This is a genomic window from Trinickia sp. (assembly GCF_051953955.1).
In the GTDB taxonomy this organism is placed as follows: Bacteria; Pseudomonadota; Gammaproteobacteria; order Burkholderiales; family Burkholderiaceae; genus Trinickia.
In genome coordinates this window covers 178,907-191,151 of record NZ_JBQCIF010000015.1, presented here as the reverse complement: position 1 = coordinate 191,151, position 12,245 = coordinate 178,907, and the positions used below count along the sequence as shown (strand labels likewise).

Here is a 12,245-nt window from a genome sequence, read left to right as displayed (position 1 = left end):
AAGCGTGCATTTCCGCGGGCAACACGGGCGCGCTGATGGCCGTTTCCCGCTACGTCCTCAAAACGCTCGCCGGCATCGAGCGCCCGGCGATCGCGTCGGCGTTGCCGAACCCCGCCGGCTACACGATGATGCTCGACCTGGGCGCGAACGTCGATTGCGAGCCGCAGCATCTGCTGCAATTCGCGGAGATGGGGCATGCGCTCGTGTCGGCGCTCGAAGGTAAGGAGCGTCCGACCATCGGCCTGCTGAACATCGGCGAAGAAGTGATCAAGGGCAACGACACGATCAAGCGCGCGGGCGAGCTGCTGCGTGCCAGCACGCTGAACTTTCGCGGCAACGTCGAAGGCAACGATATTTACAAGGGCACGGCCGACGTCATCGTCTGCGATGGCTTCGTCGGCAATGTCGCGCTCAAAACGTCGGAAGGTTTGGCGCAGATGCTCTCCGAAATCATCCGCGAGGAATTCGGGCGTTCGCTGCTCACGAAATTGATGGCGTTCTTGGCGTTGCCGGTGCTCATGCGCTTCAAGAAGCGCGTCGATCATCGCCAATACAACGGCGCGGCATTGCTCGGCCTGCGCGGGCTCGTGATCAAGAGCCACGGCTCGGCCGACGCCTATGCGTTTGAGTGGGCCATCAAACGCGGGTATGATGCCGTCAAAAATGGCGTCCTCGAACGTCTGGCGCGAGCAATGGAAGAGAACGCGGATCCGCTCGCGCAAGCAGCGCGCGACGCGGGCGGCGCCGGTCACGCGAATCTCGCCGGCCGCCCGGCCGAGCCTTACGCCGCGGTTTCCTCGAAAGCATAAATGGCCCAATCGAACATTTATTCCCGCGTGCTCGGCACCGGCAGCTATTTGCCGCCCAACCGTGTCACGAATCAAGCACTGGCGGATCGCCTTGCAAGCCAAGGGATCGAGACGAGCGACGAGTGGATCGTCGCTCGCACGGGTATCCACGCACGCCATTTCGCCGATGCGAACGTGACGACGAGCGATCTCGCGCTTGCCGCCGCGCAGCGCGCGATCGAAGCGGCCGACATCGATCCGCAGACGATCGACCTGATCGTCGTCGCCACCTCCACGCCCGACTTCGTGTTTCCGAGCACGGCTTGCCTGTTGCAAAACAAGCTGCAGATCAAGAACAACGGCGCGGCGTTCGACGTCCAGGCCGTTTGTTCGGGCTTCGCCTATGCGGTGGCCACGGTCGACGCGCTGATCCGCAGCGGGCAGCACCGCACGGCGCTCGTCGTCGGCGCGGAAACTTTCTCGCGCATTCTCGATTTCAATGACCGCACGACGTGCGTGCTGTTCGGCGACGGCGCCGGTGCCGTCATCATGCAAGCCTCCGACGAACCGGGCGTGCTCGCGAGTGCGCTCCACGCCGACGGCAGCTACGCGAACATTCTGTGCACGCCGGGCCACGTGAACGGCGGCGTCGTGGCGGGCAGCGCCTTTCTCCACATGGATGGGCAGGCCGTATTCAAGCTGGCCGTGGGCGTCCTCGAGAAGGTGGCTGTCGAGGCTCTCCAGAAGGCCGATCTCTCGCCCGAACAGGTCGATTGGCTAATTCCGCACCAAGCCAATATCCGTATCATGACGCACACGTGCCGCAAGCTCGGCGTGCCGCAAGAACGGATGGTCGTCACCGTCGGCGAGCACGGCAATACGTCGGCGGCGTCGATTCCGCTCGCGCTCGACGTAGCGGTGCGCGACGGGCGCATCAAGCGCGGCCAGAACGTGCTGATCGAAGGGGTCGGCGGCGGCTTCACCTGGGGCGCGTCCGTCATCCGGTATTGATCCGCGGCTCGTGCCGGTCATGTTGCGGCGGGGCGCGACCCGCCGCGCCGGCATGCGCGCGGCGCACTTGAAGCAACACATTTGGGGACGATATGAAATTTGCGTTCGTTTTTCCTGGGCAAGGCTCGCAATCGGTCGGCATGCTCAATGCCTTCGCCGATCGCGCGGTCGTGCGTGAAACGCTCCAGGAAGCATCCGACGCGCTCGACCAGGATCTCGGCAAGCTGATCGCCGAAGGCCCGGCCGAGGAGCTCAATCTCACGACGAACACCCAGCCCGTCATGCTGACGGCCGCGTATGCGATTTACCGCGCCTTCCGCGAGGCCGGCGGCGCCGCGCCCTCGATCGTCGCGGGCCATAGCCTCGGCGAATACACGGCCCTCGTCGCAAGCGGCGCGCTCGCTTTCCGCGATGCCGTGCCGCTCGTGCGCTTTCGCGCGCAGGCGATGCAAACGGCAGTACCCGTGGGCGTCGGCGGCATGGCTGCGATTCTCGGGCTCGACGACGACACCGTTCGCGCCGTCTGTAGCGAAGGGGCGCGCGAAAGCGGCGGCGTGGTCGAAGCCGTCAACTTCAATGCGCCGGCGCAAGTCGTGATCGCGGGGCACAAGGCCGCCGTCGAAAAAGCCTGCGAGCTCGCCAAAACGAAAGGCGCCAAGCGCGCGCTGCCGCTGCCCGTCTCGGCGCCGTTCCATTCGTCGCTGCTCAAGCCTGCGTCCGATCAGTTGCGCGAGTACCTCGCGAGCGTCGACGTCAAGGTCCCGCAAATTCCCCTCGTGAACAACGTGGACGTGGCGGTGGTGTCCGAGCCGGCTGCGATCAAGGATGCCCTCGTGCGCCAAGCGGCAGGGGCGGTGCGTTGGGTCGAGTGCGTGCAGGCAATGGCGAAAGACGGTGTGACGCACGTGATCGAGTGCGGGCCCGGCAAGGTGCTCGCCGGCCTCACGAAGCGGATCGACGGCAATCTCGTGGCCGCCTCGGTCGTGGACCCGGCGTCGCTCGACGAAGTCCTGAAGCTCGTCGGTGCATGAGACAAGCGGCGAGCGTCGGGCCAAGGCGCCGGTCGGCCAATGCACGGCGGCACGGACGGCCCGAATTCACTGCGTGATAACGGACAACGGATAACGAATCATCCGAACCATGATGGAAAAATCTCTCGATAAGCAAGTGGCGCTCGTGACGGGCGCTTCGCGCGGCATCGGCCGGGCCATCGCGCTCGTGCTGGCCCGGCAGGGCGCGACGGTGATCGGCACGGCCACGAGCGAGGCCGGCGCCGCCGGCATCAGCGAAGCGCTCGCGGCCGAGAGCCTGGCGGGGCGCGGCGTGGTGCTGGAAGTGAACGACGCGCAAGCGATCGATGCGCTCGTCGAATCGCTCGTGAAAGAGTTCGGCGCGCTGAACGTGCTCGTCAACAATGCGGGCATCACGCGCGATCAACTCGCGATGCGCATGAAAGACGACGAGTGGGATGCCGTCATCGATACGAATCTGAAGGCCGTGTTTCGTCTCTCGCGCGCCGTGCTGCGCCCGATGATGAAGGCACGCGGCGGCCGCATCATCAACATCACGTCGGTCGTCGGCTCGGCCGGCAACCCGGGACAGCTCAACTACGCAGCCGCGAAGGCCGGCGTGGCCGGCATGACGCGTGCGCTCGCGCGCGAAATCGGCAGCCGCAACATCACGGTCAACTGCGTCGCGCCGGGCTTCATCGATACCGATATGACGAAGGTGCTGCCCGAAGAGCAACAGGCGGCGCTCAAGACGCAAATCCCGCTCGGCCGGCTCGGCAGCCCCGAGGACATCGGCCATGCCGTCGCGTTCCTTGCCTCGCCGCAGGCCGGCTACATCACCGGCACGACACTGCACGTGAACGGCGGGATGTTCATGTCGTAACGAATTTCGTTTACTATCCGCGCCGACGGCAGCGGAACGCTTCTCGAGCGGGCGCGGAGCCTTGCCTTGAGCGCGCTTTTTTGAACAGGCAAACCTGATAAAATGCGCGCACTTGGATTTTTGAACTTTTTCCCTCGGAGGGGTAATGGACAACATCGAACAGCGCGTCAAGAAGATCGTCGCGGAACAACTGGGCGTCGCCGAAGCTGAAATCAAGAACGAAGCTTCGTTCGTGAACGACCTCGGTGCGGACTCGCTCGACACGGTCGAGCTCGTGATGGCGCTGGAAGACGAGTTCGGCATGGAAATTCCGGACGAGGAAGCCGAAAAGATCACGACGGTCCAACAAGCGATCGACTACGCACGCGCCAACGTCAAGGCCTAACGCCTGAGCGCGTCGCGCTGTACGCTGGCCGCGGTTGCCGCGTTGTCACGCCGGATGCCGATGCTGGTGCCGAATTCTTAGCCACAGGGCTCGCAGGGGTGGATTCCTGTGAGTACTGTGGCTTTTGCTTTTGTCATTTATGGAAAAGGGGTTACCGTGAGCCGTCGCCGTGTTGTTGTTACAGGCCTGGGTCTGGTATCGCCTGTCGGCAATCATGTTGCCGACGGCTGGGCCAATCTGATCGCCGGCAAGTCCGGGATCGCGACCATTACGAAGTTCGATGCGACGAACTTCTCGACGCGCTTCGCCGGTGAAGTGAAGGGCTTCGACGTCGAAGAATACATGCCCGCCAAGGAAGCCCGCCACATGGATACGTTCATCCATTACGGCATGGCGGCCGGCATCCAGGCGATGAAGGACAGCGGAATCGAAGTGACCGACGCCATCGCCGAGCGTTGCGGTGTCGTGGTCGGTTCGGGCATTGGCGGGCTGCCGATGATCGAAGTGACGCAGACGGAACTGCTCAACCGCGGTCCGCGGCGCATTTCGCCGTTCTTCGTTCCCGCATCGATCATCAACATGATTTCGGGTCACCTGTCGATGCGGTTCGGCATGAAGGGCCCGAATCTCGCGATCGTGACGGCCTGTACCACGGGCCTGCATTGCATCGGCGAGGCGTCGCGCCTGATCGAGTACGGCGACGCCGACGTGATGCTCGCGGGCGGTGCCGAGTCGACCGTCTCGCCGCTCGGCATTGGCGGATTCGCTGCGGCGCGTGCGCTGTCGCAGCGCAATGACGATCCGGCCACGGCCAGCCGTCCTTGGGATACCGATCGCGACGGCTTCGTGCTCGGCGAGGGCGCGGGCGTCATGGTGCTCGAAGAGTACGAGCATGCGAAGGCGCGCGGCGCGAAGATCTACGCCGAAGTGGCGGGCTATGGGATGAGCGCCGATGCCTATCACATGACCGCGCCGCTCGAAGACGGCGACGGCGCGCGGCGCTGTATGACGGCCGCGCTGCGCAACGCCGGCATCAATGCCGACCAGGTCGATTACGTCAACGCGCACGGCACGTCGACGCCGCTCGGCGATCTGGCGGAAACGATCGGCATCAAGCGCGCGCTCGGCGATCATGCGAAGAAGGTCGTCGTGAATTCGACGAAGTCGATGACGGGTCACTTGCTCGGCGGCTCGGGCGGCCTCGAATCGGTGTTCACGGTGCTGGCGGTCCACAACCAGGTCTCGCCGCCGACGATCAACATCTTCAATCAAGATCCTCAATGCGATCTCGATTACTGCGCGAACGAAGCGCGGGAAATGAAGATCGACGTTGCGCTGAAGAACTCGTTCGGGTTCGGCGGCACGAACGGCACGCTCGTCTTCAAACGCGTCTGACCCTGTCGCTCCATTGAAGCAGGCCGGCCTCGCCGTCGAACCGAGTGCGCCGCGGCGGTTCACGCTGCGGCGCTCGCGGACGGTGCGGCTCGCCTCGCTGGCGTTCGCGCTCGTCTGTGCCGCAGCGGTTCACGCCGCCGCCACCGCGCACGTCGGCGCGATCGATGCGATCTGGCTCTCGGGCGCTGCGCTCGCGACGCTCGGTGTCGCGTTCGCAGGCCATGAGCGCCGGCAGCCCGCTCTCATCGAATTGACCGTCGAAGGACTGGCAGCCTTCGACCGTTCAGGGCGGACCTTGTTCGAAGGGCGCATCGTCGGCTTTACTCAATGGGCCGAGCGGTTGCTCGTTTTGGCTGTCGCAGGTGCCGGCGGCCGCCGTCCAACGGCGTTCGTCGTCGCGGCCGACGCCGTCGATGCAGAAGCTTTTCGTGTATTGGCGGTGCGGGGCAGGCACGCGGCGCACTAGCAGCGCAGTGCGGCGCCCGAGAGTTCCCGCCGTAACCGGTGCCAACTGTAACGGCCGTAACGGCGGTTACACATCGCGCATGGGGCAATGATAGGGACGTTACAATAGCCGTCCGCTACGCATCTCTTCCCAACGGACCCCAACTGGTGAGTGAAAAAGAAATCGACCAGGTTTTGGTCGAACGCGTGCAGCAGGGCGATAAGGCCGCGTTCGAGCTCCTGGTCTCGAAATACCATCGCAAGATCATTCGGCTGATCTCGCGGCTCGTGCGCGACCCGGCCGAGGTCGAGGATGTCGCACAAGACGCATTCATCAAGGCATACCGCGCGCTGCCGCAGTTTCGCGGCGAGTCGGCGTTTTATACCTGGCTGTACCGGATCGCCGTCAATACGGCCAAGAATTATCTCGCGACGCAAAGCCGGCGCGCCCCGACGTCGACCGAAGCAAACGCCGAAGAGGCGGAAACTTTCTCGGACGCCGATCAACTAAGGGATATCAACACGCCTGAGTCGTTGTTGATGAGCAAGCAGATCGCGCAGACAGTCAATGCCGCGATGGCGCTGCTGCCGGAAGAGCTTCGCGTGGCGATTACGCTTCGCGAGATCGAAGGGCTGAGCTACGAAGAGATCGCCGAGATGATGGGGTGCCCCATCGGAACGGTTCGATCGCGTATATTTCGTGCTCGCGAAGCAATTGCGGCAAAATTGCGTCCGCTGTTGGATACGCCCGAAGGCAAGCGCTGGTAGCGCTGATAGCGCCGGGGCGATGGCCGGATGCTGCTCGGCTGCACGAATTGGATCGAACTGGGTCAAATGGTGTCACTACGGGGTGTTCGTAAGATGGGGAGCGTCATGGGGTCGGTCTCGATGCAATCGCAAGGGGGCTCGCGAAGCGAGCGTTTGTCGGCATTCGTCGATGGGGAAGGGCTCGATGCTTCCGAATCGTTCGATCGGGTGCTGGCCGAATTCGACCACGTCGACCGCACGACTTGGTCGGCGTATCACTTGATCGGCGACGCGCTGCGCTCGGACGATCTGGCGGCTCACCCCGCCAAGAGCCAGGCATTCCTTGCCGGTTTCGCCGCGCGCCTCGAAGCCGAACCGCATATCCTCGTTCCGGCTCAGGCTGCGTCGCGCCCGGCCGCATCGGTCTTGCGGCGGCGCGTGGCGCCGGCCTTCGCGGTGGCTGCCGCGGCGGCCGTGCTGAGTTGGGTCGTGGTCCCGCAGTGGCATGGCGGGGCATCGCAGGGCACCGTGCAGACGGCTGCCACGGGCGGTAATGCCGGCGGCAACGCGGGCGGCGTGCAATCGATCGCGATGACGAGCCTGCCGGGCGCGCAAGAGGGCAACATCATCCGCGACGCTCAACTGGATCAATATTTGGAAGCCCATCAGCAATTCGCACAGCAGCCGATGATGGAAGGCTCGATGCCCCTCATCCGCGCTGCGGTCCAGACTTCGCAAGGCCAATAACCCGATGCGGACGTTGCGCTCGATGCGCGTCGCCGCTCCGCGGCAATGGGCGGCGTGGCTGCTGTGCGCGGCCGCGATGTTGTCGGTTTCCCCGCGGGCGGCCTTCGCTGAGGCCGACGCCGCCGTGCGCCAGCAGGCGCTCGGCTGGCTCGATCGAATCCAAGATGCGGCTCGGCACGAGAATTACGAAGGCGTGTTCGTCTATCAGCACGGCAATTTCGTGCAGTCCTCGCGGATCGCACACTACGCGGTGCATGGCGACGGCGAATTCGAATCGCTCGAGAGCCTCGACGGCCAGCCGCGCAAGCTTTTGCGTCACGACGACGATTTGTACACGTTCGTGCCGCAACGGCATTTGTGCGTCGTCGAAAAGCGATTCAACCACGATGCGTTCCCCGCGCTGATGAGCGAAAGCGGTGCGCAGGTGCTGTCGGTCTACGAGCCGAAGCTGCTCGGCGGCGATCGCGTCGCGGGGCTCGACGCGCAAGTGATCGAACTCGATCCGAAGGATGCTTTCCGCTTCGCCTACAAGCTTTGGGCCGATGCAAAAACAGGCCTGCTGCTGCGCGTGCAAACGCTCGACGCGTCGGGGCAGGTGCTCGCGCAGGTCGCATTCACGCAGGTGCGCGTCGGCGTGCCGGTGCAAAAGGCCGGCATCGCGGCAGGCATGCGCAATACCGGTGGTTGGACGGTGGTGCGTCCGCCCGTTTCGCCGGTCGATATGCAGGCGCAGGGGTGGCACATCGCGCCCGATGTCCCCGGCTTCCATCCGATTCGTCAACTGCGTCGGCTCATGGCGGCGCGCGATCCCAATGCGCCGCCGATCGCCGTCGATCAGGCGGTGTTCTCCGACGGACTCGCGACGATCTCGGTGTTCGTCGAGCCGGCCGAGGGCAATTCGCGCAAAGAAGGCGCTGGCAGCACGGGCGCCACCCACGTGCTCGTCACGCGTTATCGCGATTATTGGATAACGGTGCTCGGCGAAGTGCCCCAGGCCACGCTGCAACGCTTCGCGTCTGCCATAGAATACAAAGCTACCAAGTAACGCTCCAGTTCCCTTGTTATGACGAATCTTTCGGTGCGCCAATTCCTCGCGGCCGCCACGGCTGCGGTCTGCCTGTCGTTCGCGCCCCATGCGCACTCGGCCATTCCGGCGTCGAACCTGCCGGATTTCACCGATCTCGTCGACAAGGTGGGGCCGGCCGTCGTCAACATCCGAACGACGACGCGGATCTCGGGCACGGGCTCGAACGGCCAGCGCGGCCTGCCGCCCGGCATGGGCGACGGCGACATGTCGGAGTTCTTCCGGCGATTTTTCGGCATCCCGCTCCCGCAGACACCGCAAGGCGGCGATCGCGGTGACCGGGGCGGCAGCCCCGATTCCCCCGACAACGGCGACAGCGAAGCGAACAACGGCGTCGGCTCCGGCTTCATCGTCTCGCCCGACGGCTACGTGATGACGAACGCCCACGTCGTGGATGACGCCGACAACATCTACGTCACGCTGACCGACAAGCGGGAGTTCAAGGCCAAGCTGATCGGCGTCGACGATCGGACGGACATCGCGGTCGTGAAAATCGATGCCTCGAGCTTGCCGACCGTCACGATCGGGGATTCGAACAAGGTCCGGGTGGGCGAGTGGGTCGTCGCGATCGGTTCGCCGTTCGGGCTCGACAACACGGTGACGGCGGGCATCGTCAGCGCCAAGGGGCGCGAGACGGGCGACTACCTGCCGTTCATCCAAACGGATGCCGCCGTGAACCCCGGGAACTCGGGCGGCCCGCTCATCAACATGCAAGGCGAGGTGATCGGCATCAACTCGCAGATCTACAGCCGCACGGGCGGGTTCATGGGCATCGCGTTTGCGATTCCGATCGACGAAGCGATGCGCGTGGCCGATCAACTCGAGACGACGGGCAAGGTCGTGCGCGGCCGCATCGCCGTCTCGATCGGCGAGGTGACGAAGGACGTCGCCGATTCGCTCGGTTTGCCGCGTGCCCAAGGCGCGCTCGTGAGCAGCGTCGAGCCCGGCGGCCCCGCCGATAAAGCGGGCTTGCAGCCCGGCGACATCATTCTCAAGTTCAACGGCGTGCCCGTCGAAACCGATACGGATTTGCCGCGCATGGTCGGCGATACCAAGCCGGGCGCGCACGCGACGGTGACGATTTGGCGCAAGGGCGTCTCGCACGACGTTCCGATCACGGTCGTGCAAACGCAGCCCGACAAGACGGCGAAGGCGGACCAGCAGCAGACGCCCCCGCCCAAGCCGCGCCCCTCCAACTCGCTCGGCGTGACCGTATCGGACTTGTCGGCCGATCAGATCAAGTCGCTCAAGCTGCGCACGGGCGGCGTGCAGGTCGAGGCCGTCGACGGCCCGGCGGCGCGCGTCGGGTTGCAAAAGGGCGACATCATCTTGCGCGTCGGCGATACGGACGTCTCGAGCGCGAAGCAGTTCGAGCAGATCACGGCTCATCTCGATCCTAAGAAGACGGTGGCCGTGCTCGTTCGCCGCAACGAGAATACGCAGTTCGTGCCGATCCGGCCCCGAGCGCAAGCGAAGTGACGGCGTCCCGCGCACTGCATCTGACGCTCTATTCGCGCGCGTGGTGCCACTTGTGCGAAGAGATGCGCGAGCAACTCGAGCCGCTGGCGCGGGCGTTCGGCGCACAGGTGGCCGTGGTCGACGTCGATGCCGATCCGAACCTCGTCGCGCTTTACGACGAGCTCGTGCCGGTGCTCGTCTTCAATGGCGTCGAGCTGTGCCGTTATCGGCTCGACGAAACGCGCGTGCGCGCGGCTTTGGCGTCGCACCGTGCTTGACCCGATGGGGCGCTTCGGCGCGGCCGCAGCGTGCCGGCCGGGGCGTGAAACGCCGCGCTCGGCTCAAGCGCCTGCGTTGCCGCCGAACGGCCTGCACCTCGAAATCCGCCGTGAGAAGGTCATTTCGGCTAAAATAGGCCGTTTTTTCACGTACTTACAAGGCGTGCTCCGCAATTGTCCGAGCGCGCCTTTTTCGCTTGATCGGCCCTGAATGGATCACATACGCAACTTTTCGATCATTGCTCACATCGACCATGGCAAGTCGACGCTCGCCGATCGCATCATTCAACTGTGCGGCGGCTTGTCCGACCGCGAAATGGAATCGCAGGTGCTCGACTCGATGGATCTCGAGCGCGAGCGCGGCATCACGATCAAGGCACAAACGGCCGCGCTCCACTATCGGGCGCGCGACGGCGAAGTCTATAACCTGAATCTCATCGATACCCCCGGCCACGTCGACTTTTCGTATGAGGTCAGCCGCTCGCTGTCGGCATGCGAGGGCGCATTGCTCGTCGTCGATGCGAGCCAAGGGGTCGAGGCGCAGACGGTGGCCAACTGCTACACGGCGATCGAGCTCGGCGTCGAGGTCGTGCCCGTGCTCAACAAGATCGACCTGCCGGCTGCGAATCCCGAGAACGCGATTGCCGAAATCGAGGACGTCATCGGCATCGACGCGACCGATGCGGTGCGATGCAGCGCGAAGACGGGGCTCGGCGTCGAGGACGTCCTCGAATCGCTGATCGCCAAGGTGCCGCCGCCGAAAGGCGATCCGGCCGGCCCGCTGCAGGCGCTCATCATCGATTCCTGGTTCGACAACTACGTCGGCGTCGTCATGCTCGTGCGCATCGTCAACGGCACGCTGCGCCCGAAGGACAAGATCAAGCTGATGGCCACGGGTGCGCAGTATCCCGTCGAGCATATCGGCGTGTTCACGCCTAAGTCGAAGAATCTCGAGACGCTTGCGGCAGGGCAGGTCGGGTTCATCATCGCCGGCATCAAGGAGCTCACGGCCGCCAAGGTCGGCGATACGGTCACGCTAGCCGGCAAGCCTGCCGAACAGCCGCTGCCGGGCTTCAAGGAAGTGAAGCCGCAGGTTTTCGCAGGGCTTTATCCGGTCGAGGCGAATCAGTATGACGCCCTGCGCGAGTCGCTCGAAAAGCTGAAGCTCAACGATGCCTCGCTGCAATACGAGCCCGAGGTTTCTCAGGCGCTCGGCTTCGGCTTCCGCTGCGGCTTCCTCGGTCTGCTTCACATGGAGATCGTGCAGGAGCGGCTGGAGCGCGAATTCGACATGGATCTCATCACCACGGCGCCGACCGTGGTCTATGAGGTCGTGCAAGGCGACGGCTCCGTCATCAGGGTCGAGAATCCGGCCAAGATGCCCGATCCGTCGAAGATCGAGGAGATCCGCGAGCCGATCGTCACGGTGAACCTGTACATGCCGCAGGATTACGTCGGCTCGGTCATCACGCTTTGCACGCAAAAGCGCGGCAATCAAATCAACATGCAGTACCACGGCCGCCAAGTGCAGCTCACGTACGAGATTCCGATGGCGGAGATCGTCCTCGATTTCTTCGATCGGCTCAAATCGGTGTCGCGCGGCTACGCGTCGATGGATTACGAGTTCAAGGAATATCGCGCCTCGGACGTCGTCAAGGTCGACATGCTGATCAACGGCGACAAGGTCGATGCACTGTCGGTGATCGTGCACCGGTCGCAGTCGCAATACCGCGGCCGCGAAGTCGCGGCCAAGATGCGCGAAATCATTCCGCGCCAGATGTACGACGTCGCGATCCAGGCGGCGATCGGTGCGCACATCATCGCGCGCGAGAACATCAAGGCGTTGCGCAAGAACGTGTTGGCGAAGTGCTACGGGGGCGACATCACACGTAAAAAGAAGCTGTTGGAAAAGCAGAAGGAAGGCAAGAAGCGAATGAAGCAAGTCGGGTCCGTCGAGATTCCGCAAGAGGCTTTTCTCGCGATCTTGCGCGTCGAAGATAAATAACAGGACCACT

At 64.1% G+C, this 12,245-nt stretch carries 13 protein-coding genes; all 13 read left to right on the top strand.

Features of this window, described 5'->3' with window-relative positions; genetic code table 11:
* A partial coding sequence (plsX, locus tag ACTHNZ_RS03085; protein ID WP_440541015.1) for a phosphate acyltransferase PlsX occupies nucleotides 1–809 on the top strand: 809 nt, incomplete at its 5' end.
* Nucleotides 810–1,799 carry a beta-ketoacyl-ACP synthase III gene (locus tag ACTHNZ_RS03080; protein ID WP_440541014.1) on the top strand — a complete coding sequence of 330 codons (990 nt, stop codon included), beginning with the start codon at nucleotides 810–812 and terminating at the stop codon, nucleotides 1,797–1,799.
* A 92-nt stretch (nucleotides 1,800–1,891) separates the two neighbouring features.
* Nucleotides 1,892–2,830, top strand: coding sequence for an ACP S-malonyltransferase (gene fabD, locus ACTHNZ_RS03075; protein WP_440541013.1), 939 nt, complete (start codon nucleotides 1,892–1,894; stop codon nucleotides 2,828–2,830).
* A 112-nt stretch (nucleotides 2,831–2,942) separates the two neighbouring features.
* Nucleotides 2,943–3,692 carry a 3-oxoacyl-ACP reductase FabG gene (gene fabG / locus ACTHNZ_RS03070; RefSeq protein WP_440541024.1) on the top strand — a complete coding sequence of 250 codons (750 nt, stop codon included), beginning with the start codon at nucleotides 2,943–2,945 and terminating at the stop codon, nucleotides 3,690–3,692.
* 145 nt (nucleotides 3,693–3,837) lie between these two features.
* On the top strand, nucleotides 3,838–4,077 hold the full coding sequence (gene acpP / locus ACTHNZ_RS03065; RefSeq protein WP_004197638.1) for an acyl carrier protein: 240 nt from the start codon (nucleotides 3,838–3,840) through the stop codon (nucleotides 4,075–4,077).
* 156 nt (nucleotides 4,078–4,233) lie between these two features.
* Nucleotides 4,234–5,472: a beta-ketoacyl-ACP synthase II gene (gene fabF / locus ACTHNZ_RS03060; RefSeq protein WP_440541012.1), complete on the top strand. Its 1,239-nt coding sequence runs from the start codon at nucleotides 4,234–4,236 to the stop codon at nucleotides 5,470–5,472.
* Between the two features lie 13 nt (nucleotides 5,473–5,485).
* A complete protein-coding gene (locus tag ACTHNZ_RS03055) occupies nucleotides 5,486–5,938 on the top strand; it encodes a protein YgfX (protein WP_440541011.1) in 453 nt (150 codons plus the stop codon).
* A 146-nt stretch (nucleotides 5,939–6,084) separates the two neighbouring features.
* A complete protein-coding gene (gene rpoE, locus ACTHNZ_RS03050; protein WP_440541023.1) occupies nucleotides 6,085–6,684 on the top strand; it encodes an RNA polymerase sigma factor RpoE in 600 nt (199 codons plus the stop codon).
* Nucleotides 6,685–6,789: 105 nt separating this feature from the next.
* Nucleotides 6,790–7,410 (top strand): sigma-E factor negative regulatory protein, encoded by a 621-nt coding sequence (locus ACTHNZ_RS03045; protein WP_440541010.1) that lies wholly within the window; start codon nucleotides 6,790–6,792, stop codon nucleotides 7,408–7,410.
* 4 nt (nucleotides 7,411–7,414) lie between these two features.
* Nucleotides 7,415–8,455 carry a MucB/RseB C-terminal domain-containing protein gene (locus ACTHNZ_RS03040; protein WP_440541009.1) on the top strand — a complete coding sequence of 347 codons (1,041 nt, stop codon included), beginning with the start codon at nucleotides 7,415–7,417 and terminating at the stop codon, nucleotides 8,453–8,455.
* Nucleotides 8,456–8,473: 18 nt separating this feature from the next.
* The gene (locus ACTHNZ_RS03035; protein ID WP_440541008.1) at nucleotides 8,474–9,973 is read left to right on the top strand and encodes a DegQ family serine endoprotease; all 1,500 of its coding nucleotides are present in this window, start codon (nucleotides 8,474–8,476) and stop codon (nucleotides 9,971–9,973) included.
* Nucleotides 9,970–10,230: a glutaredoxin family protein gene (locus tag ACTHNZ_RS03030; RefSeq protein ID WP_440541007.1), complete on the top strand. Its 261-nt coding sequence runs from the start codon at nucleotides 9,970–9,972 to the stop codon at nucleotides 10,228–10,230. Before ACTHNZ_RS03035 ends, ACTHNZ_RS03030 begins: the two co-directional genes overlap by 4 nt.
* Nucleotides 10,231–10,441: 211 nt before the next feature.
* Entirely contained in the window at nucleotides 10,442–12,235 is a 1,794-nt protein-coding gene (gene lepA / locus ACTHNZ_RS03025) for a translation elongation factor 4 (RefSeq protein WP_440541006.1), read from the top strand.
* The last annotated feature ends 10 nt before the right edge of the window (nucleotides 12,236–12,245 follow it).

Coding starts and splice junctions, on each gene's coding strand:
- ACTHNZ_RS03080 (WP_440541014.1), top strand. CDS start 810: ATGGCCCAATCGAACATTTATTCCCGCGTGCTCGGCACCGGCAGCTAT.
- fabD (WP_440541013.1), top strand. CDS start 1,892: ATGAAATTTGCGTTCGTTTTTCCTGGGCAAGGCTCGCAATCGGTCGGC.
- fabG (WP_440541024.1), top strand. CDS start 2,943: ATGGAAAAATCTCTCGATAAGCAAGTGGCGCTCGTGACGGGCGCTTCG.
- acpP (WP_004197638.1), top strand. CDS start 3,838: ATGGACAACATCGAACAGCGCGTCAAGAAGATCGTCGCGGAACAACTG.
- ACTHNZ_RS03045 (WP_440541010.1), top strand. CDS start 6,790: ATGGGGTCGGTCTCGATGCAATCGCAAGGGGGCTCGCGAAGCGAGCGT.
- ACTHNZ_RS03040 (WP_440541009.1), top strand. CDS start 7,415: ATGCGGACGTTGCGCTCGATGCGCGTCGCCGCTCCGCGGCAATGGGCG.
- ACTHNZ_RS03035 (WP_440541008.1), top strand. CDS start 8,474: ATGACGAATCTTTCGGTGCGCCAATTCCTCGCGGCCGCCACGGCTGCG.
- lepA (WP_440541006.1), top strand. CDS start 10,442: ATGGATCACATACGCAACTTTTCGATCATTGCTCACATCGACCATGGC.